This window comes from Flavobacterium panacis, assembly GCF_024649945.1.
GTDB lineage: Bacteria > Bacteroidota > Bacteroidia > Flavobacteriales > Flavobacteriaceae > Flavobacterium > Flavobacterium panacis.
On record NZ_JANKMS010000010.1, the window covers coordinates 79,848 to 100,799 of the forward strand.

Genomic DNA, 20,952 nt, shown 5'->3' on the forward strand with positions numbered 1-20,952 from the left:
TTTTTTTATTTTAGTACTTTATAGAAAAGTTAAAAATTGAAATACAATTATTTCATTTTGAATTAATTCAGCTAATTTTAAGCCTTCAAAAACAATGTTGCAGTTTATGATGTTTAAAAGACTTTCAATAGGATTCTTTTTTCTTGTTTTGATGAATGAAGGAATGGCTCAAAACAAGATTAATCTGTTTTCTGAAATCAATTACAATTCGATTCCAGCTGTTAATTTGAATGAATACAAGTCGGTTCAGGATCGTGACAGCCGATTTCAAAATCCTAATATTGCTTTGGGAGTCGGAATTTCAGGCGGTGGATCCAGAGCGCAGTTTTTTAGTCTTGGAGTTCTTTTGGGTTTGGAAGAAATTCAGGAAGATAAGTCAAATCGTAATTTTTTGAATGAAATCGATTATTTCTCCACGGTTTCTGGAGGATGTTATTCAGCAGGATATTATTTGACGATTCTGAAAAACAGACTGCAATATGACAATTGTACTTTCAACGAATTTTATTTTTCTAAAGCCGATGCTTTCAAATCAGATGTCAATAAATCGGCTACGCTTTTTTCTCTTTTGAATAACAGCAGAAACGAAAAAGGAGAAAAAGTCTCCATGGCCCAGCGATTAGATTTGGAAGTTTTGCAATACGACAGTACCAATCCAGACAATCAGAATAAGTTTAAAACACAAATGTTGTTGTCTGATTTCTTTATTCCGAAAGACAGTAAATTAAATCCGCAGTTGCCCATTATGGTGGCCAACGGAACGGCTTACAACAACGGCGAACGTTTTCCGTTTATGCCGCATATTATTCGTGCTTTAAAAATCAATTCATCTTTGGCTCCCAATAAAGCGTCACTTTCGCTTGACGAAAATCAAATTAATAATGGTTACGATTTTCCGCTTACCTACGCTATTACAGCAAGTTCTGCTTTTCCTGGTGTTTTACCAAAAACCAAATTCGGAATCAAAAATCAGGATAAGATTTTATGTGTGATTGATGGCGGAGCATCGGACAATATGGGATATGAAACGTTGGTAGAACTGCTTCATAACGATAAAGTAAATGACAAAAACAAAAGAGCGCTTTTTATTGATTGTTTAGGACAAGGAAAGAAAGCTCCTTTTATAAATGATGGAAAGATTGGATTGCTTTCTTTGCTGGAAACGGCTTCTTTATATACGGTTCAAACGCGATATATGACTTTTGAAAAAGATGTAGAAAATATTTTGGAAAGATATAAGATTCCGACTTCCAACTATCAGATTATTGGTTTTACAACTTTAAGGGATTATTTGCTAACACTGAAAAAAGATCAGGCTTATGATGATTTGGCAGCCGAGCTAAAAAGTACTGATGATGAAGCGGCAAGCTGGCTCAAACTGCATAATGATTTTAGAGAAAAACTGATTGAAAAATTTGGTGCTGACCGTTTCAAAAAAGATAAAATAGGAGAGCCATTACTTTCTAGTTTAGACAAAGAGACGTTTAAGGATTTTGGAGCCAGTGAACTTTTAATGTTGTATGAATACACTTCGCACGTTGAAACCAAACTAAAAATAACTCCTGAAGAAAAAGAAATGTTATTGCTGTCTGGACGTTTTGCAGCTTATTTGAAAACCAATGAATTGAAAGGTTTACTGGTAGAGAATAAAGGATTTTAAACTCAGCGTAGTTTTGTTAAAGCTTGAAACGTTTTTAGCTAAAGCTGTGGATGATTCAAAACAGATTTATTCCTCAAAAATAACCTTTTTCTCTGTCTTGTCTGTTTTGATAATGTCGTAAGGTCTGGATACTTTTAAAGTACTATTACCGTTTTTTAATCTTTCGACTTTTACAATTATAGTATTTCGATTTTCGGTAATTTCAACAATATCAATAGAATGTCCTTCGGTGTTTTGAGTTTTGTCTATAACAGCAATCACTTGATATTTACTAAAATTAATGTTTATTTCTTTAAAGTCTTTAGATAAATTGGTAGAAACGTTCATTTCTGCAATTAATTTATCCCAAGCTTTCTGATCTTTAATAATTAAATGGATTGGAGCAAGAGTTTCATCATTTGGAAAAGAATCTCCTTTAGCAATTAACGAATATTGCACATCAGAATTTGGCAAATCGTCTTTGTCGCAACTTGTTAAAGCTAGCAATATGCTAAATATTAGGATAATCCTTTTCATGTTTTGTGGTTTTGGTTGCGAGAACTTTATAAAGTTCTGTTTATTAAAAAGATGCTATTCTTTTTAAATGGTTGCGTTCAAGTGAAATTAAACTTTTAGATCACTTCCCGATATAACGTAAGTTTTGATTAAAAATTGTGATAGACATCAAAAAAAATCACTTTATTTCTTTTCCCTCTTCATTCATTAGCATTTGTTCTCTAATATAAGTCTGAAAAGATTTATTTGTATAATAGAGTTCACCACTTTCATGCCAAAATTCTACCACTTTTCCATCATTTTTATCAAAGTCAAATCCGGAAAAATCTCCAGAAAAATTATCTCCAAAAAAATAAACATTTGCTTTTAATTCGTAATGATCTTCCAAACCCAAATCTTCTAAGTCGAACAATGAAGATGTAATATTGAATTGAGATTCTCTAAAACTTCCTGAACCAATTTCCTGTAAATAAATTAAATAATCCTCTGGTAGTTTAGGATATTCTGATAGGAGATTATTAATCTCTTCAGGGTTTAAGGTTTCTCTTTTGTTTACTACATTGTTGGTTTCAACATTTTTAAGGAATTCTTTTTCTAAGTTATAAATGGACATAAATAATGAATAGTTTTAAATGTTTTGAGTAATTGCGTCTATTTTAATTCTCTATTCAAAGTTATTATTTTATTGTTTTTAATATGTCTATCTGTTAGTGGATAAAACACAATTAAAAAATTATTTTCCTTTGTTTTGTTTATACTAGAAATTATTAGGTTTTCTGTTGGCATTTCTAAAACTTCGTTTGTTATTAAGTTTTTGTAACCGTTCACTTCTTTACTATAAAAGAAATCAAATATATTTTCATTTTGTAAAGTAAGCCAGCCATTACCGAATTCTGTATTAAATCGTATTACATACGTATCTCTTGAAATTTTTTCGGGTCTCCAAGTGTTGAAAAACGGATCTTTAAATCGAAGTAAATCTTTGTATTTTAAATTGTTATTTGAATCGATTTCTACAATGCCTATTTTATCTTCTTTTTGATAGAAAAAACTTGATGTGCGTTCAAATGATAAAGTTAAAATCTGATCAATGTATTCGCCATCAGATTTGATTTTTCTCTCTTTTAAAATATTTCCTTTCTCATCGATCTGTCTGTGAAGCCAAAAAGAATCTTGAATGGACAATAGATGAATCTCATTATTTGATATAAATATTTTATTGTTTTTTGGAAAAGGAACTTTTACGTTATGTTTCTTTTTAATTGTTCTTCCATTAAATTCTATTGCCAGAATCTTGTCAGGTTTTGTTTCTGACCAAGTGTCGCTATCATAGAAAATAGAATACTGATTGGCAATGCCAATAAAATCACCAGTAAAAGGTTTATTGCCTTTAGGATTGTCTTCATTCTGCCTATTAAAAACAGGTAAAGAAATTTCTAGTTCCTTATCAGGATTGTACGGAATTATTGAGACGTAATTTTCCAATTCAGGATTTAGAAATAAAGTTGGTAATATTCCGTCTTCTTCCAAATAACTCTCAGAGTTTCCTTCATTGTCAATTATGGTGTAGACTAATTGATAAGTTCCATTGACACTATAAATATAGTTTGCTAAAAGACTTTTATTATCATGATATATACTGTCCTTTGTCGAAATTTCTACTTCTGTTTCAAGTGTTGTTAGAATTCCAAAGTCAGTATGCTGTATATTGGATTTAAATGGATTTATTTTAATAATGTTTTTCATGTTCTTAAATTCAGAATTATAAAACGGGTACTAAAAAGTATGATTTAGAGCAAATGTAGTAATCCTTTTCTTTCTTTTGTGGTTTTTAAAATTTAAAAAAGGACACTTATAGAATATTTTATTCGAAATTTGCAAAAGCAATCCTTAAACAAAAAACTCAAATGGAATTCGGTAAAATCATTATTTCAGAAACAGCAGCAAACAGCGAAAATCCTCAAGACGTTGTTAATTCGAATATTTCGGTAATCAATCTAATGCGTGAAGAAAAAATAGACGATGATTTGATTCACGAAGATGCTTTAATGAGTTATTATTTAGATTTTTATGCTTCTAAATATACGGAAGGAAATTTTTCGAAATTTGTTCACGATTCAGGTTGGAACAAAGAATTGAATGAATTGATTGAAGAAGGTTTAGCTTTAATCGGTGCCGAAAAACATTTGGAATTATTTAAAGAACAAAGTAGAAAACTACGTTTGCAGAGTACTATTAAACTTGGAAAATTTCTACAGGCAAAGTTTGAAACTCCAAATCCGTTACGTGATCTTTTAAATAATAATACTTATTTTGAATTGGATGAAAATCTGGTCGAATTAAATGCAGCTTTTTTAAAGTCACATCCAGATACAGAAGTGCTTTCGGTAGAAGAAATGTTTAAAGCTCTGGAAGAATTTGTTGGTCACGAAATCAAAAGAGATTAAGATTTTAAACAGTAAAATTCAATTTTAGATAAGAAAAACAAACTCTTTTTGGCGCATTGATTTGATGTTTTAATTTTTTTAAGATGTTTTGTAAGAAAAGTATATATTTGGAGAACCCAAAATATTCTACAAACAAATCGATGCCTATGAGAAAAATTGTACTCTTAAGTGGAGTTTTAGCGTTTTTATTCGCTTGTGGTAAAAGCGAAAAGACGAAGAACGAAGCAGAAATTCAGAATCAGGAACTTCTTTCGCTGATAGAAACAGATACAAATGTGAATAAAAAAGAGTTTAAAAAACTCATTTTTAAAAATCTGGATAATATAGAGGAGTCGCAAGAGTTGAATCTTCCATTGCTTTCAAAAGTCGCATCCAATCTAAAAATTAAATATTCAAATATTAAAATTGATGAGACCAGTTCTATAAACTATGATGATAAGACTGCTTTTTTTGTCTTAACTATTGTAGAGCATAATAAGAAAAAGCAACATTTGGATGATTACGAAAATTTAGGTAATTATTTTCAACGTAAATATTTGTTTGTAGATCGCGAAAGCGGGAATGTGATTGCAGAAGAGTTTGATGCGAATTTAGGATATTATCATAATGAAGCCATTCGTTTTTCTAAATCTCATATTTTGAAAAATCTGGTTTATCTTAACGAAAATACTCCTGCTGTCGGTTTTTATACAGAAGCCAGCGCAAGCAGCAGAATAGTTTTGTACAACGAGCAGAAATTCACTCTAATTACTCTTGCAGATAACGAAATTAAGAAAGTTTTATACGAATATCCAATTCGACTGACTAATGGAGATTCGAACGGAAGCGGAACCTATCAGATTGAAACTCTGGAGACCGGCATGAGTTTGGGAGATCAGAAAACTAATGGCTTTTTTGATTTAATTGTGACTAAAAATTTCTCTTACGAAGAAGCCATCGAAGACAGTTTAGAAAGCGAAATGGAAGAAAACAAAGAACTCAAAATCAAAAAGGAATCTGAAAAACTAAAGTTCAACGGAAGGGAATATGCTTTTCATAGAGACGACAGACATCGTTTTCTGGAATAAAAAAATAGAAATTTCAAAATAACAGCAAAGGCACTTTTAAGGTGCTTTTGTTGTTTATAAGAGATTTCAGTTTTACTGCAAAACTTTGACCTATTGTTAACAAACATTTCATTAAATTTGCTTCCGTTATAAAAAATACAATAGTTATAAAAATCAAGCTATGTTACAAATTGCATTTATTAGAGAAAATCAAGAGAAAGTAATCAAAGCTTTAGCAAAACGAAATATCGATGCTAAAAGCGTTGTTGAAGAAGTGGTTCAATTAGACGAAAATCGTCGTGCTGCACAGGTAGAATTAGACAATACTTTATCAGAATCTAATAAATTGTCCAAAGATATTGGTGAATTGATGAAAGCTGGTGAGAAAGCTAAAGCAGCAATCTTAAAAGAAAAAACAGTTTCACTAAAAGAGAAAAGTAAAGAACTGAGCGAAAAAGCAGATGCTTTGGCTGTTGAGTTGACTAATAAATTATACACTTTACCAAACCTTCCGGCAGATATTGTTCCTGAAGGAAAAACGCCAGATGATAACTTAAATGTTTTTCAAGAAGGAGATATTCCAGTTTTACATGAAGGTGCTCAACCACACTGGGAATTGGTAAAGAAATATGATATTATCGATTTTGAGTTGGGTGTAAAAATCACTGGAGCAGGATTTCCAGTTTACAAAGGGAAAGGGGCTCGTTTACAACGTGCATTAATCAACTACTTTTTAGACAAAAATACGGCTGCAGGATATAATGAAGTTCAGGTTCCTCATTTGGTAAATGAGGCTTCAGGATTTGGAACAGGACAATTGCCAGATAAAGAAGGACAAATGTATCATTCTACAATTGATGATTTATATTTGATTCCAACGGCTGAGGTTCCAGTTACAAACTTGTTCCGCGATGTTATTTTAAACGAAAGTGATCTTCCTGTTTTACATACAGCGTATACACCATGTTTCCGCCGTGAAGCAGGTTCTTACGGAGCACACGTTCGCGGATTAAACCGTTTGCACCAATTTGATAAAGTAGAAATTGTTCGTGTAGAGCACCCAGATAATTCTTATGCGGCACTTGACGGAATGGTTGAACACGTAAAAGAGATTCTTCAAGAATTGAAATTGCCATATAGAGTTTTACGTCTTTGTGGAGGTGATATGGGATTCACATCCGCTTTGACTTATGATTTTGAAGTGTTTTCTACTGCACAAGATCGTTGGTTAGAAATCAGTTCTGTTTCTAACTTTGAGACTTTCCAAGCAAATCGTTTGAAATTACGTTTCAAAGACAAAGATGGAAAAAATCAATTGGCTCACACTCTTAACGGAAGTTCATTAGCGCTTCCACGTGTTTTAGCTGGAATTATTGAAAACTACCAAACTCCAGAAGGAATCGTAATCCCAGAGGTTTTACGTCCTTACTGCGGATTTGATATTATAAACTAGTTTTTAGTTTACAGTCACAGTCCCAGTTTTCGGTAAAGAAAACTGGGACGGCGACTGAAAACTGAGACTGAAAACTGACACTAAATGAAAAACGGTATCTTAAACTGGAACGTGGATCCCGTTATATTCTGGATTACAGATAGTTTTCCTCTTAAATATTACGGAGCTCTTTTTGCCTGCGGACTTCTTCTCGGGTTTTATATCGTAAGAAACATTTATAAAAAAGAAAATCTTTCCTTAGACAATCTCGATTCTTTACTTATTTATGTCATTGTCGGAACCGTTTTAGGTGCAAGACTTGGACATTGTTTCTTTTATGAGCCAGATTATTTCTTTAAACATCCGATAGAAATTCTTTTACCAATTCAAAAAATAAAAGGAGCGTATCAATTTGTGGGTTATCAAGGTTTGGCAAGTCATGGAGGTTCGATTGGAGTGATTACGGCAATGATTTTATATTGTCGAAAATATAAAGTACAATTCTTAGGACTTTTGGATAAAATGGCAGTTGCAGTTCCTGTAACGGGCGCTTTTATCAGAATGGGAAATTTTATGAATTCTGAAATCTACGGAAAACCAACCAACGGAAGTTGGGGAGTAGTTTTTCAAAGAGACGATTTGATTCCGAGACATCCAACACAATTGTATGAAGCTTTTGCCTATGTATTGATTTTCGTAGTCCTGTTTTATATGTATAAATCGGAGAAAATTAGAAATGCGCAGGGATTAATCTTTGGAACTTTCTTAACTTTATTATTTACAGCTCGTTTTATAATTGAATTTTTCAAAGAAAACCAAGAAGCTTTCGAGAATAATATGCTGATTAATATGGGACAGATTTTGAGTATTCCCTTTATTTTAATTGGTTTAGGATTGATTTTTTGGAAAAATTTTAAAAGTCCCAGTTTACAGTGACAGTTTACAGTTTGTGAGACTGAAAACTTAAAAAGTCACAGTTTACAGTCGCACTTTACAGTTTTAACAAAACTGAGAACTGAGACTGCGACTGAAAACTAAAAAAAGTGACAGTTTACAGTAGGCTTAGACTGAAAACCGCGACTGCGACTGAAAAACTAAAAATATGAGAAACATATTAATCTGTATCGTTTTATTATGTTCTGGTTTTGCATTTGGACAAAACGAGCAGCTGGCGCAATATTACTACGATAAAGGCGACTTCGAGAAAGCTAAAATCAGTTACGAAGAACTTTTAAAAGCTGCGCCTTCTAATACTCAATATTTTTTGCGAACTGTGGATTGTTATCAGCAATTACAGCAATATGCGAATGCTGAAAAAGCAATTCAAGATCGTTTCAATCGTTACAAACAAGGCGTTTTTTTAGTGGAGTTGGGATATAATTTTCAATTACAAAAAAACGAATCGAAAGCTAAAAGTTACTACGAACAGGCAATCGAAAAAATAAAAACAAGTCCGAATGATGTTTACGGAATTGCGAGTTCATTTGAGAAAAAAGTATTGTTGGAATATGCTTTAAAAGCCTATCAAACCGCAATGCAAGTTCAGCCGAACTTTAATTTCAATTTCCAAATCGGAATGTTGTACGGTCAGTTGGGAAAAACTGATTTAATGATCGATTTATTATTGACAGAATCTTTTACCAATCCGCAGAATACAAATTTGATTCAGACACAATTGTCTCGTTTCATGAATGGCGAAACGGATAATACCGCTTTCAAAGATGCGATGCGAAAAGCATTAATCCTAAAAACTCAGAAAGATCAAGATGTTTTCTGGAATCATTATTTGAGTTGGTTTTATGTTCAACAGAAAGAATTCGGAAAAGCTTTTATTCAGGAAAAAGCGATTTACAAGCGTGAACCAGAATCTTTGATGAGTATCGTTAATCTGAGTCAGTTTGCCATGAATGAAAATGATGACGAAACAGCGACGGAAATTTTAAATTTCATTCTTCAGAATACAAAAGATTTAAATCTCTTGATTCAGTCTAATGCGTATTTAATGCAGATTAAAATTGATAATGCACAGGAAAAAGATTATCCAGCTATCAATCAGGAGTTGCAGCAATTGTTGACAACTTACGAAATCAATCCTTTTACCTTATCTTTGCAAATTATTCAGGCCCATTTTCTGGCTTTTAATTTGAAAAAAACAGAAGAAGCAAAGACGGTAATCAAAAAAGCTTTAGAATTAAATTTAAACGAATATCAAAAAGCCGATGCGAAAATGGAGTTGGCTGATATTTTGCTTTTAGAAGAAAAATACAATCAGGCGCTTATTTATTATTCGCAGATTCAATTGGATTTAAAGAATGATGTAATGGCGCATGAAGCAAGTTTAAAAGCAGCCAAAACGAGTTATTATAAAGGTGATTTTGAATGGGCAAATAAACAATTCAAAGAATTAAAAGCCGCAAACACTCAGTTAATTGCCAACGACGCTCTGGAATATTTTCTTTTAATTAATGACAATACCGCTGCAGATTCGACTCAGGTTGCTCTGAAGCAGTTTGCAAAAGGAGATTTTTTAATTTATCAGAATAAAAAACAAGAAGCGATAACACAGTTTCAGAATATTTTAAAGAATTATAAAGGACAAGAAATAGAGGCTGTAACATTACTTCGTTTAGGAAAAATTTACGAAAGTCAGAAAGATTTTGCTTCGGCTTTAAGCCAATATCAGCAGATAATCGATAATCATAGTGACGGAATTTATGTAGATGAAGCACTGTTTTTCTCAGCAGAAATTTACAATGACGAACTAAAAGATCTAGAAAAGGCAAAGCCTTTATATGAAAAGGTGATTTTTAATCATCAAGACAGTATTTACTTTGTTGATGCCAGAAAAAAATACCGCGAATTGAGAGGGGATAAGAACTTGTAAATTCCAATTTATAAAATCAAAATCCCAAAGAAAGAAGAATTAGAAATGTGAGGTAATCTGTTTGTAAGTTCCGAGAAAAACCTCAGAACCTTAGCAACTCAGAACCTCAGAACCTTAGAAAAAAATGATTATTTACAACGTTACCACCAATATACACGAAAGCGTTCATGAAAAATGGTTGAAATGGATGCAGGAAAAACACATACCAGAAATTCTGGCAACTCAGAAATTTTCTTCGGCAAGAATTGTCAAAGTTTTAGTTGAAGAAGAAATGGGTGGAATTACTTATTCTACACAGTATGTGACAGACAGTAAAGAAACTCTGGATAGATTTTATATCGAAGACGAACCGGAATTTCACAGAGAAGCACTGAGTTTGTTTGCAGATAAAATGCTTTCTTTTAGAACAGAATTAGAGGTTGTTTCAGAACACTAATTTTGAGTAGTATTCTTTAATTAGAAATGTACATAATTTGTATTAAGATTAAAATTAACAGGTCTATCTGCTTAATACCTAAAAAAAGTATATTTGCAAAAAATTAATTTCTAATTAAAAATTGTGCTTGTTCACGCCCCTTATTTATGAAACACCTTTACATAAAACTTGTTTTATTTTTATTGCTAAGTCTGAATGTTTGCTGTCAAAGTAAAAATGGCGTGTGGAATGAAGAAGAAACCTCAAAATCTATTGTTTTACAACTGAATGAATTTAGAGAAATTAGTAATACTTCGAAAGAAATTTTAAAAAATACTGTTTTTTCTAAATACGAAGTGTTGAAAGTAAAAAACGAAGAGTCGCCTAAATCATTTGGAGAAATGATGAAGTTTGCAACACAGATTTATGATACGGGCAATGAAATTAACGATTACATTGAGGAAATTAAAGCAGAAATCTCAGAAGAAGATTGTTTTGTAACAAATGATACTGCGCTTTACGATGCATTTGTAAAACAAAAATATGCTGTTTTGAAAAGTAAAATAGATAAATTTTACAAACAAAATAAAGTGATTACATCTTCTGGAGGAGTTTTTGCTTCTTTTAAAGGAGACAATGAAAAGCTATTTAACACTAATAAAACCTTCATTAATAAGGAAAATAAAAGTGTAGATTTTTTAAACTATAGATTTGGTTACAAAGCGAATATTGGACTGCTGACAGGTTTAGAAAAAATTCAATTTGACGTTATTCATTTTCAATATAAGTTTATGAATACGATTATAGGATCTGCTCATTAAAATAATACCAAAAGCAGAAAGCAAATAACGAATATGGAAAAAGTAAAAGCTAAAAAGCATTTAGGACAGCACTTTCTTAAAGACGAAAGTATTGCAAAAGCAATTGCAGATACGTTGACTTTTAAAGGATATGATGAGGTTTTAGAAATAGGACCAGGGATGGGTGTGCTTACGAAGTATTTGCTTGAAAAGCCAATTAATACACACGTTATTGAAATCGATACCGAATCGGTAGCGTATCTGGATGCCAATTATCCTAAATTAAAAGACAAAATTATCTCTCAGGATTTCCTGAAGTATAATATAAATGAAGTTTACGAAAATAAACAGTTTGCCATAATAGGTAACTTTCCGTATAATATTTCTTCTCAGATTGTTTTTAGAACATTAGATCTTAAACATCAGATTCCTGAATTTTCGGGAATGTTTCAGAAAGAAGTAGCCGAGCGTATCTGCGAAAAGAAAGGCTCGAAAACCTACGGAATATTATCAGTTTTAGCCCAGGCTTTCTATACTACTGAGTATCTGTTTACGGTTGATGAAAACGTTTTTATTCCTCCGCCCAAGGTGAAATCGGGTGTGATGAGAATGACCCGAAAGGAAGATTATAGTCTTCCTTGTAGCGAAAAGTTGTTTTTTACAGTTGTAAAAACTGCTTTTCAGCAAAGACGAAAAACATTACGTAACAGTTTGAAAACATTAAATTTATCAGACCAATTGCGAGAAGACACTATCTTTGATAAACGTCCCGAGCAATTAAGCGTCGATGAATTTATTGAACTAACTCAAAAAATAGAAACCGATGGAGTTCAAAGTTAGTAAAGAATTTATACACCAATTAGAGGAGCTCATCACTAAGAAAAACGACAACGAACTTGAAGTTTTACTTAATGATCTGCACCACGCCGATATCGCCGAAATCTTAGAAGAACTAGATTTTGACGAAGCAACTTATATCTTTAAGGTTTTAGATAGTGATAAAACAGCGGAAATTCTTCTGGAATTAGAAGAAGATCTGCGTGAAAATATCTTAAGCCGACTTTCGCCAAAAGAAATTGCAGAAGAGCTTGATGAGCTTGAAACCAATGACGCTGCCGACATTATCGCCGAACTTTCGCATGATATTAAAGCGGAAGTTATCTCAGAATTAGTAGACGTTGAACACGCCAAAGACATTGTTGATCTTTTGCGTTACGACGAAAACACTGCCGGTGGTTTGATGGGAAAAGAGCTGGTAAAAGTGAATGAAAACTGGAACGTTCTAACTTGCGTGAAGGAAATGCGAATTCAAGCAGAAAACGTATCCAGAGTACATTCTATTTATGTGGTTGACGATGAAAACCGTTTAAAAGGAAGATTATCACTTAAAGATCTACTAACTTCTTCAACCAAAACTCAAATTGGTGACGTTTACATCCGAAAATTAAATTTTGTAAAAGTTGATACAGAAGATGTTGAGGTAGCTCGTATCATGCAAAAGTATGACTTGGAGGCGATTCCGGTTGTTGACGAGTTAGGCCGTCTAGTTGGAAGAATTACCATTGACGATATTGTAGACGTAATCAAGGAAGAGGCTGATAAAGATTACCAATTAGCAGCGGGTATTACACAAGACGTTGAATCGAATGACAGCGTTTACGAATTAACAAAAGCGCGTCTGCCTTGGCTTTTAATCGGAATGGTGATTGAAATTGTGGCTTCTTTTGTTTTAAAAGGAAACGAAAGCACTTTTCAAAAATATTCAACCTTAATCATTTTTGTGCCTTTGCTTTCTGCAACTGCAGGAAATATTGGAGTTCAGGCTTCGGCGATCGTGGTTCAAGGTTTGGCAAACGGAACTTTAAAAGAATTCAGTCGGGGTTATTTTACGAAAGAAATTACCGTTTCGATGATTTCTGGAAGTATAATTTCATTGCTTTTATTAGGATATCATTCAATCATGTATCAACAATATTTGGTTGGATTTGCTATTTCAATCTCCATGATTGTAGTGATTTTGTTTGCAGCGACTTTAGGAACTTTAGTGCCGCTTTTTCTGAACAAAAATAAAATTGACCCCGCAATTGCAACAGGTCCATTTATCACAACAACCAACGATGTTTTTGGAATTATGCTCTACTTTGGAGTAGCAAACTTGATTCTTGGATTCTAGATTTTTGCCACAAATTAACGGATTGCAGTGATTTAAGATCTCTAAAATCTGCGTAATTTACAGGCGAAAAATATACTGTTAATCTGCCATCATAAATTCAAACCAAGAAGTATGAATGTACACATTATTGGAGGAGGAAACCTTGGGGTTTCTATTGCCTTGGGAATTGCTAAATTCTCGAAAAACAACCAAGTTACCGTAACAAGAAGAAACACAGCGAGTATTCAATATTTATCAGAATACGGAATCACTGTTTCTAATGATAATAAACACAATATTCAGGAAGCTGATGTGGTGATTTTGACTATAAAACCGTATCAGGTTGATACTGTTTTAGCTGAAATTCTACCTGTTATTCAAAAGAAAACAATTGCTTCTGCTGTAAGCGGATTGTCTTTGGAGGTGCTTCAAACCAAAACAAATTACGAATATCCGGTAGTTCGCATTATGCCAAATATTGCGGCTCAATTTGGAGAATCGGCAACTTGTATTTCTTTCCCAGAAAAATACAAAGAAAATGCTGCGCCAGTTGTTGATTTGTTCCAGGATTTAGGAACTGCTCCTGTAATCGACGAAAAATTGATGGATGCGGCAACTGTTTTAGGTGCTTGCGGAACAGCATACGCTTTACGTTATATTCGTGCGTCTATGCAAGCAGGAATCGAAATCGGATTTGATTCGAACACCGCTCTTGCAATTGCTGCACAAACGGTAAAAGGAGCTGCAAAAATGCTTTTAGAAGAAAGAGTACACCCAGAACAATTAATTGACCGCGTTACAACGCCGCAAGGTTGTACAATTGTTGGTTTAAATGAAATGGAACACAATGGTTTCAGTTCTTCATTAATTAAAGGAATCAAGACTTCTTTGAAACAAATCAAAGGTTAGATTTAAAGAAATTACAATATTTTTAAATTCCAAATTCCAAATTTTGTTGGGGTTTGGGATTTTTTGTTTTAACGAATATTGAATGGTATAGTTGTCATTCCGAGGAACGAGGAATCGCACTAGAAATTCGCCAAAGTGTTTTTTTTTAGAAATTAATAATCCCGTTCTCGAGAGCAATATTCGATTATTAATTTCAAGTCTTTTTCTTTTACACGTTCAGAAAACATCATTCTATGATAATCTATTCCTAGTTCTTCAATTTTCGTGGTATCTATTTTGTGATTTTTACCAATAATCCATTTTACAAAAACGAGTGAATCTTTACTGCGAAGTGCTGGACCTGTACTTCTTGCGTCTAGTTTATGACAAGCAGCGCAATTGGAGTTAAAAACTATTTGTCCTTCTTTTTCTTTCTCTGTTAATTCAGGTGGTTTCGTTCCGCAAAAAGGAACTGGTGTTTGACAATTTAAATCGGAATAAGAAGGATTATATTTTATTTGATAAAAGATAACGCCAACAAGCACTATTATGAGCAATATTGAGATCCTAAGTATTAATCTAATTCTTTTCATTTTAAAAGACTGTCAATTGCAATTGGAATTTTTTATTTTTTGGAATTTGATTTAATCAACTGAATATACTTCAATCCACATTCCGAAATCTTTGTATAATAATTCATTGCATTTCCATAATTCTGAATCGTTAAGGTATCTTTTATATACAAAGCATCGATTCCAACTGGAATTTCTAATTCTTTTTTCGGAATTGAATCATTTTCATCCTCATTGCTAATATCGCCTTCGTATTCATCCCATTGAATTCCTTCTAAAGTAATATAGTTTTCACAAGAACTGCTTTTAGAATAAGTCGCTTTTCCTTTTAAAGTTCTAAGATTGGTTTTGAAAACGTATTGATAATCATTTTTGATTTTTGAGATGATTATTGAAAGGTCACAATCTGCAGCTTTGTACGTTCCTTCTATTTCATCTTTTGAATTTGCTACTATGGATAGAGTGTCAGTTTTTGAACTTTCAGTAACTGGAATTGTTGCTGGTTTTTGATTGCAAGAACTCAAAATCAGAAAAAAAGAAAACAGAATTATTACAATTTTATTCATAACTCTAGTATATCATTGTGTTTTTTATTCAAAACATATTTTAGAAAAAGAAATCCCATTAGTCCAGCTAAAAACGATGCAATCAAAATAGCTATTTTAGAAAAAACAATAATCTCTGGGTTTTTAAAAGCTAGAACCGTTATAAAGATTGACATGGTAAAACCAATTCCGCCCAACATTCCTGCGCCCAAAATATGAGCCCATTTTAAGTTTTTTGGAAGCATGCACAAGCCGGAAGTTACGCCGACAGAAGAGAAAAGTAATATTCCAAGTGGTTTTCCGACTACGAGTCCAAGGATAATTCCGTAAGTATTTGAATGGTTTAAACCTTCGTGCCAGTTTTCGGTAATCGTTAATGCTGTGTTTGCAATCGCAAAAAGTGGTAAGATAAAAAAGGCGACTGGCTGATGTAAAAAATGCTGTAGTCTAAATGATGATGTTTTTTCTCCACCATCTCCAAATGGAATTACAAAAGCTAAAATTACTCCAGTTATTGTGGCATGAACACCAGAATTGAGCATAAAATACCACATGATAGCACCACCAATCAGATACGGAATTAGATTATGAATTTTCATTCGATTCAGAACAAATAGAATTATCCAAATTCCAAGTGCGATTCCGAGATTTAGAAAAGAAATTGAAGTGGTGTAGAAAATTGCAATTACGATAATTGCTCCTAAATCATCAATTACAGCCAAAGCGGTCAGAAATACTTTTAAAGATGCAGGAACTTTGTTTCCGAGAAGAGACAGAATTCCGATTGCAAAAGCGATATCTGTCGCCATTGGAATTCCAGCTCCATTTTGAGTAGTTGTTCCGTAATTTAAAACCAAAAAGATGGCAGCAGGAACGAGCATTCCTCCAAAAGCGGCCATGATAGGCAATGAAGCATTTTTAAAATTGGATAATTCTCCATGATAAATTTCGCGTTCCAGTTCTAATCCGATTAATAGAAAGAAAATCGTCATCAAGCCATCATTAATCCAATCGGTTATGGTATGTCCAGCAATTTCTTTTTCCCAAAAAGCAACATAGGGAACCTGAAAAGAAGAATTGGCAAGATAAAGAGATAAAAGTGTGACAACAAGCAAGATAATTCCTCCTGATTTTTCGTTTTCAAAAAAGGCTGTAAAAGTCTTAGTTAGTTTCATTTGGGAAGATTTTCTGAAGATTTATGGCGGATTTTTACAATCCTTATACTTTCAAAGTTAAAAAAAAATCTGAGCAATAAAAAGAGATTTGCCACTAAGGCACAATGGTACGAAGTTTTTTTGTTTTAGATTTTTAATTTTTTTCTTTGCGACTTCGCGTCTTTGCGAGATTAAAACTAAAGTGTAAACAAAAAACTTAAACATTTCCCGTATTTTTGTCTGTATAAAATTCAATACAAAATGAGCATAAAAATTCTTCATATCGACAGCAATAATCCAATTCTTTGGAATCAATTGGAAGAAGCTGGTTTCGAAAATCACGCTGATTTTAAATCTTCTAAAGAAGAAATCGAAGCAAAAATAAAAGACTATAACGGAATCGTAATTCGCAGTCGTTTCAAGATTGACAAGACATTTTTAGATGCTGCAACAAAGTTGCAATTTATTGCGAGAGTTGGCGCAGGTTTGGAAAGCATTGATTGTGAGTATGCTTCTTCAAAAGGAATTCATCTAATTGCGGCTCCGGAAGGAAATCGCAACGCTGTTGCAGAACATTCACTTGGTGTTATTTTGTCTTTATTCAATAATTTAAATCAGGCTGATGCCGAAGTTAAAGCGGGACAATGGAATCGTGAAAGCAACCGCGGTCACGAATTAGATTTGAAAACTGTCGGAATTATCGGTTATGGAAATATGGGAAAAGCTTTTGCTAAAAAACTAAGAGGCTTTGAAACGGAAGTTTTATGTTATGATATTTTGGATCATGTTGGTGACGAAAATGCCAGACAAGTTTCCTTAGAAGAATTACGTGAAAAAACAGACGTTTTAAGTCTTCATCTTCCTTGGACACCAGAAACAGATAAAATGGTCAATAAAGACTTTATAAATGCGTTTAAAAAGCCGTTTTGGATTATCAATACTTCTCGTGGAAAAAATATAGTGACTGCCGATTTAGTTGAAGCTATGAAAGCAAAAAAAATACTTGGAGCAGGTTTGGATGTTTTAGAGTATGAGAAGCTTTCTTTTGAAACGCTTTTTCAGGATAAAAACACACCAGAAGCTTTTCAATATTTATTAGAATCAAAAAATGTTTTGCTTACACCTCACATTGCGGGTTGGACTTTTGAAAGTCACGAACGTTTGGCGCAAGTAATTGTAGATAAGATAAAAGCGATTTATCAATAAAAAGTAGCCTACGGCCTTTAGAATTTAATAACGAGTTTTTTCTTGTAAATTTTACCAGCTGAGATTAGTTTTGTTTGTTAATTTTTAATAATATTGTTTCTGGTTTTTAAAAGAATCAATCTAAATAATCTTTTAAAACTTGGAGAAACCGAAAATCCTAAAGAGTAGGAATTAACAAATTTAATAAGTAAAAATGGACTTAGAAAAGACATCGAATAATTTTGAAGAACCAATTCCGGTATTTAATGTAGATCCTATTATGGTACTAATTTATGGGTTTTTAACTTGTGGATTGTACTTGATTTATTGGAATATTAAAGTTGCAGAAGTTTTTAACGCAGTGGCAAAAAAAGAAGTTATTTCGCAACCAATTGCAATTTTTGCAGGTTGTTGTATGCCAGTTAATATTTATTTCTACTATTTAGCAGGAAAAGATGCATTACCAAAAGTATATGAGAGAACTGGTGAACTTCAAAAAGACCAATCTACATTATTAATTGTTTTAGGATTCTTTTTTCCTATGGCAGCAGCAATGATTGTACAAGGTGATATCAACAGGTTATATAAATAATAGTCAAATAAGACGTAAAATTTACGGAATTATCGGTGCAGCAATTACACTGATAGTTCCGTTTTTTTTAATGCTTCATAATCATAATGATCATTTAGAAACCGATCAGTCATTCTGTCCTTTTAAAATGCTCACGGGCTTTCCATGTCCGGGATGCGGTATTACAAAATCTCTTGTTTACTTTTATCAGGGAGATTTATACAAATCGATGAGTTATCATATATTAGGACCCTTTGTTATTGCTTTTTGCGTGCTAACAATTGTAGTCTTAATTACGGAATTAATTACCAAAAAAGAATATTTTACTGCCCTTTTGTACAATAGAAAATTAGCTTACGGATTGGCTATTTTTCTAGCTGTTTATCATTTTATAAGATTGATTTTGTTTGTGAATAATAACTCTTTTGATGATGTTTTGCATCAGTCAATTTGGTTTTAATAAATCCAGCAATTTGATTTTGTTTAGAATCAGATTTTTTGTTCGAGTACTGTTTTAAGAATTATAAAAATTAAGATTATGGAAAATACAAAAAGAGAAGATTGGAATAACCCCCGCTATCAGCAGGAAAACAAAAAAATTGTAGCTGGAATTCTGGCTATTTTACTTGGATATTTAGGAATTCATAAATTCTATCTGGGTTATACTAAAGAAGGATTAATTCAGCTTCTTCTGGGACTGATGTTGGGACTGGGAGGTATAATAGGAATAATAGAAGGAGTCATTTATTTAACAAAATCTGATGATGACTTTTATCAGACCTATCAAAAAGGGTATAGAGGCTGGTTCTAAGTAAAAAATATCAAATTCAGAAAACCATTCAGAAATGAATGGTTTTTTTATTGCTTAAAATTGTCTTTTTCTGATATAATTATAGCGTATACATCCCTAAAATAAATTCAACAGTAGGTAATCTTGCTTTTTGTTAGAAAGTAATGGAGTAACCGAAAATCCTTAAGAGTAGGATAATTGAAAAAAAAGAAAAGATGTTAGAAATCTACAAAAAAGTAGTTTTTGAAAACTACGTAAATTTTAAGGGAAGAGCACGAAGAAAAGAGTTTTGGATGTTTTTTTTAGTAAACGTTATAATTAGTATTATACTTGGTTTGGTTACAGGATTAATATCGCCAAGCTTAATGATTATTTCGAATGTTTACAGTTTAGCCGTTTTGCTTCCAGGTCTTGGTGTTGCTGTAAGAAGAATGCAGGACATTAATAAAGAGTGGTGGTATATTTTAATTCCTCTTTATAACATTTATTTGTTTACAATTGAGGGTGACAAAGGTTCAAATCAATATGGTGAAGATCCTAAAAAATAATTCACGCGTACCGGTTGATTGGAAAACGAAAAAAGCCAAATAGATTTAAATAAAAATTGTTGATTGAAAAGCCTCATTTGCATTTGCAAATGGGGTTTTTGTGTTTGTAACAATAACGATAAGTTTAAAAACTAAAATTTGTTTAAAAACAAATGGTATTTTCTGAATAAAAATCGTTACTTGAATAAAGTTTAAATCTAAAAATAATAGTAATAAAATTATGGGATTATTTAGTAGAAACAATAATAAGATTGAAAAACCCGAGGTTGTTCTTGAACTTAGAAGTCCTAGTTGTCCAATAACTGCAATTGTAGAACAAGATAACAGAACGTCTTATTTTTATTTGTTTGGAGATAATGAAGATTTTGGTGTAAAAAGCTGTTGGATACGAAATTTAACTGTGGCGCCAGAAACGATAGAGGTAAAATTGATGGAAAAAGGCGTACCTCCAATGTTGCCAAAAGAGTTTTGTAAATTTCCACAAGGACAAGAATTGCTTAATGAGAGCAATCTAGAAGTAATTTGGTTACAAGAAGGAGACGGAGCAGCATTGTTAGAAAATGGAGAAATTTTATGTGTAATTCCGAGTTGGGGAGGTGACGGCGAATTTTATGGTTATGCACGTGATTGTATGGGGGCAGGTCCTTTTGCTTGGGAGCTTTCAGAAGATAATGAAATGCAAAAACGAGTTAAAGATGCAGCTTCATTTATAAAAGAATGGGAAGAGGAAGGGAATCCTTTTCAATTAATCCAGCCAAAAATTTTGGATTATTATGATGAAATATTTGGTAAAAGTGAGAAGTATTATGCAATCGATAATTCAGAATGGCCTCCGAAAGGATTGTATGTGTATGAAGGTCCAGAAAAGATTGTCTTTGCAACGGTAGCAGTGTCATTGCGATCTCAACCCAAAATCGAAATGTATTTTGAAAATCCTGAAAAAGTAAATAGAATCGAACTTGGAATAATTTTAAAATCAGGATTAACCAATGAACAAATGAATAGTGTTGCAAGTTTTGTTAGCGGAACTACTGCAATACCGTGGGATTATATCACTTTTTTGGCAGAAGGACATACTATAGAGTTTCAGACAGCGGTTAGTGAAAAATTTAAATATGCAGTTCTAACTAATAAATTAAAAGTTTTACCTCAGATGAATGTTCCTGCTTTTGGAAATTCAAAAGCCAATTTTTTATGGATTGTACCTGTTTCAGATACAGAATGGGAGGTAATGAAAGAATCTGGTTCGCAATTTATATTGGATAAACTGGACGACATCGGCGAAGAAATATTCAATTTGAACCGTAAAGAAGTTGTTTAAGAATAGTATAAAAAAGAAAAACTCATAAGTTTTTTAAGCTTATGAGT

23 protein-coding genes are annotated in these 20,952 nt (G+C 32.6%); 17 read left to right on the plus strand and 6 right to left on the minus strand.

Annotation, left to right across the window (positions count from 1 at the left end; genetic code table 11):
• Positions 1–106: 106 nt before the first annotated feature.
• Positions 107–1,660, plus strand: a complete 1,554-nt coding sequence (locus NQQ59_RS19885) for a patatin-like phospholipase family protein (protein ID WP_186296607.1) — start codon at positions 107–109, stop codon at positions 1,658–1,660.
• Between the two features lie 66 nt (positions 1,661–1,726).
• Here the strand turns inward: NQQ59_RS19885 and NQQ59_RS19890 are convergent, their stop codons facing one another.
• From NQQ59_RS19890 to NQQ59_RS19900, 3 genes are all read right to left on the minus strand, one after another.
• Entirely contained in the window at positions 1,727–2,176 is a 450-nt protein-coding gene (locus NQQ59_RS19890) for a protease complex subunit PrcB family protein (protein ID WP_144216704.1), read from the minus strand.
• Between the two features lie 157 nt (positions 2,177–2,333).
• Positions 2,334–2,768 (minus strand): SMI1/KNR4 family protein, encoded by a 435-nt coding sequence (locus tag NQQ59_RS19895; RefSeq protein ID WP_144216707.1) that lies wholly within the window; start codon positions 2,766–2,768, stop codon positions 2,334–2,336.
• Between the two features lie 38 nt (positions 2,769–2,806).
• Entirely contained in the window at positions 2,807–3,901 is a 1,095-nt protein-coding gene (locus tag NQQ59_RS19900) for a hypothetical protein (RefSeq protein WP_144216709.1), read from the minus strand.
• A gap of 161 nt (positions 3,902–4,062) precedes the next feature.
• Between NQQ59_RS19900 and NQQ59_RS19905 the strand changes: the two genes are divergently transcribed.
• From NQQ59_RS19905 to proC, 10 genes are all read left to right on the plus strand, one after another.
• On the plus strand, positions 4,063–4,602 hold the full coding sequence (locus NQQ59_RS19905) for a DMP19 family protein (protein WP_144216711.1): 540 nt from the start codon (positions 4,063–4,065) through the stop codon (positions 4,600–4,602).
• A gap of 146 nt (positions 4,603–4,748) precedes the next feature.
• On the plus strand, positions 4,749–5,669 hold the full coding sequence (locus tag NQQ59_RS19910; protein WP_144216713.1) for a PA3715 family protein: 921 nt from the start codon (positions 4,749–4,751) through the stop codon (positions 5,667–5,669).
• A gap of 160 nt (positions 5,670–5,829) precedes the next feature.
• A complete protein-coding gene (gene serS, locus NQQ59_RS19915; protein WP_144216715.1) occupies positions 5,830–7,101 on the plus strand; it encodes a serine--tRNA ligase in 1,272 nt (423 codons plus the stop codon).
• Positions 7,102–7,185: 84 nt separating this feature from the next.
• Complete coding sequence (lgt, locus tag NQQ59_RS19920; RefSeq protein WP_144216717.1) at positions 7,186–8,016, plus strand: prolipoprotein diacylglyceryl transferase; 831 nt, start codon at positions 7,186–7,188, stop codon at positions 8,014–8,016.
• A 166-nt stretch (positions 8,017–8,182) separates the two neighbouring features.
• Positions 8,183–9,964: a tetratricopeptide repeat protein gene (locus NQQ59_RS19925; protein WP_144216719.1), complete on the plus strand. Its 1,782-nt coding sequence runs from the start codon at positions 8,183–8,185 to the stop codon at positions 9,962–9,964.
• Positions 9,965–10,088: 124 nt separating this feature from the next.
• Positions 10,089–10,400, plus strand: coding sequence for a DUF4286 family protein (locus NQQ59_RS19930; RefSeq protein WP_144216721.1), 312 nt, complete (start codon positions 10,089–10,091; stop codon positions 10,398–10,400).
• A 146-nt stretch (positions 10,401–10,546) separates the two neighbouring features.
• Complete coding sequence (locus NQQ59_RS19935; RefSeq protein WP_144216723.1) at positions 10,547–11,200, plus strand: hypothetical protein; 654 nt, start codon at positions 10,547–10,549, stop codon at positions 11,198–11,200.
• A gap of 33 nt (positions 11,201–11,233) precedes the next feature.
• A complete protein-coding gene (gene rsmA / locus NQQ59_RS19940) occupies positions 11,234–12,019 on the plus strand; it encodes a 16S rRNA (adenine(1518)-N(6)/adenine(1519)-N(6))-dimethyltransferase RsmA (RefSeq protein ID WP_144216725.1) in 786 nt (261 codons plus the stop codon).
• A complete protein-coding gene (gene mgtE, locus NQQ59_RS19945; protein ID WP_144216727.1) occupies positions 12,003–13,352 on the plus strand; it encodes a magnesium transporter in 1,350 nt (449 codons plus the stop codon). The genes rsmA and mgtE overlap by 17 nt, the downstream gene beginning before the upstream one ends.
• Positions 13,353–13,463: 111 nt before the next feature.
• Positions 13,464–14,240, plus strand: a complete 777-nt coding sequence (proC, locus tag NQQ59_RS19950; protein ID WP_144216729.1) for a pyrroline-5-carboxylate reductase — start codon at positions 13,464–13,466, stop codon at positions 14,238–14,240.
• A 152-nt stretch (positions 14,241–14,392) separates the two neighbouring features.
• On the opposite strand, the gene NQQ59_RS19955 is transcribed toward proC, so the two are convergent.
• The 3 genes from NQQ59_RS19955 to nhaA are packed head-to-tail and all read right to left on the minus strand — an operon-like array spanning position 14,393 to position 16,511.
• Complete coding sequence (locus NQQ59_RS19955) at positions 14,393–14,812, minus strand: c-type cytochrome (protein WP_144216731.1); 420 nt, start codon at positions 14,810–14,812, stop codon at positions 14,393–14,395.
• Positions 14,813–14,844: 32 nt separating this feature from the next.
• A complete protein-coding gene (locus tag NQQ59_RS19960; protein WP_144216733.1) occupies positions 14,845–15,357 on the minus strand; it encodes a hypothetical protein in 513 nt (170 codons plus the stop codon).
• Positions 15,354–16,511 (minus strand): Na+/H+ antiporter NhaA, encoded by a 1,158-nt coding sequence (gene nhaA, locus NQQ59_RS19965; RefSeq protein ID WP_144216735.1) that lies wholly within the window; start codon positions 16,509–16,511, stop codon positions 15,354–15,356. The genes NQQ59_RS19960 and nhaA overlap by 4 nt, the downstream gene beginning before the upstream one ends.
• Positions 16,512–16,751: 240 nt before the next feature.
• On the opposite strand from nhaA, the gene NQQ59_RS19970 reads away from it, so the two are divergent.
• The 6 genes from NQQ59_RS19970 to NQQ59_RS19995 all read left to right on the plus strand — a co-directional run bounded on the left by NQQ59_RS19970 (position 16,752) and on the right by NQQ59_RS19995 (position 20,905).
• Positions 16,752–17,696, plus strand: coding sequence for a 2-hydroxyacid dehydrogenase (locus NQQ59_RS19970; RefSeq protein WP_144216737.1), 945 nt, complete (start codon positions 16,752–16,754; stop codon positions 17,694–17,696).
• A gap of 193 nt (positions 17,697–17,889) precedes the next feature.
• On the plus strand, positions 17,890–18,267 hold the full coding sequence (locus NQQ59_RS19975) for a DUF4234 domain-containing protein (RefSeq protein WP_144216739.1): 378 nt from the start codon (positions 17,890–17,892) through the stop codon (positions 18,265–18,267).
• Positions 18,242–18,706: a DUF2752 domain-containing protein gene (locus NQQ59_RS19980; protein ID WP_144216741.1), complete on the plus strand. Its 465-nt coding sequence runs from the start codon at positions 18,242–18,244 to the stop codon at positions 18,704–18,706. Before NQQ59_RS19975 ends, NQQ59_RS19980 begins: the two co-directional genes overlap by 26 nt.
• Before the next feature lie 78 nt (positions 18,707–18,784).
• Positions 18,785–19,057: a TM2 domain-containing protein gene (locus tag NQQ59_RS19985; RefSeq protein WP_144216743.1), complete on the plus strand. Its 273-nt coding sequence runs from the start codon at positions 18,785–18,787 to the stop codon at positions 19,055–19,057.
• Between the two features lie 194 nt (positions 19,058–19,251).
• A complete protein-coding gene (locus tag NQQ59_RS19990) occupies positions 19,252–19,584 on the plus strand; it encodes a DUF805 domain-containing protein (RefSeq protein ID WP_144216745.1) in 333 nt (110 codons plus the stop codon).
• Positions 19,585–19,804: 220 nt separating this feature from the next.
• Positions 19,805–20,905, plus strand: coding sequence for a suppressor of fused domain protein (locus NQQ59_RS19995; protein WP_144216747.1), 1,101 nt, complete (start codon positions 19,805–19,807; stop codon positions 20,903–20,905).
• The last annotated feature ends 47 nt before the right edge of the window (positions 20,906–20,952 follow it).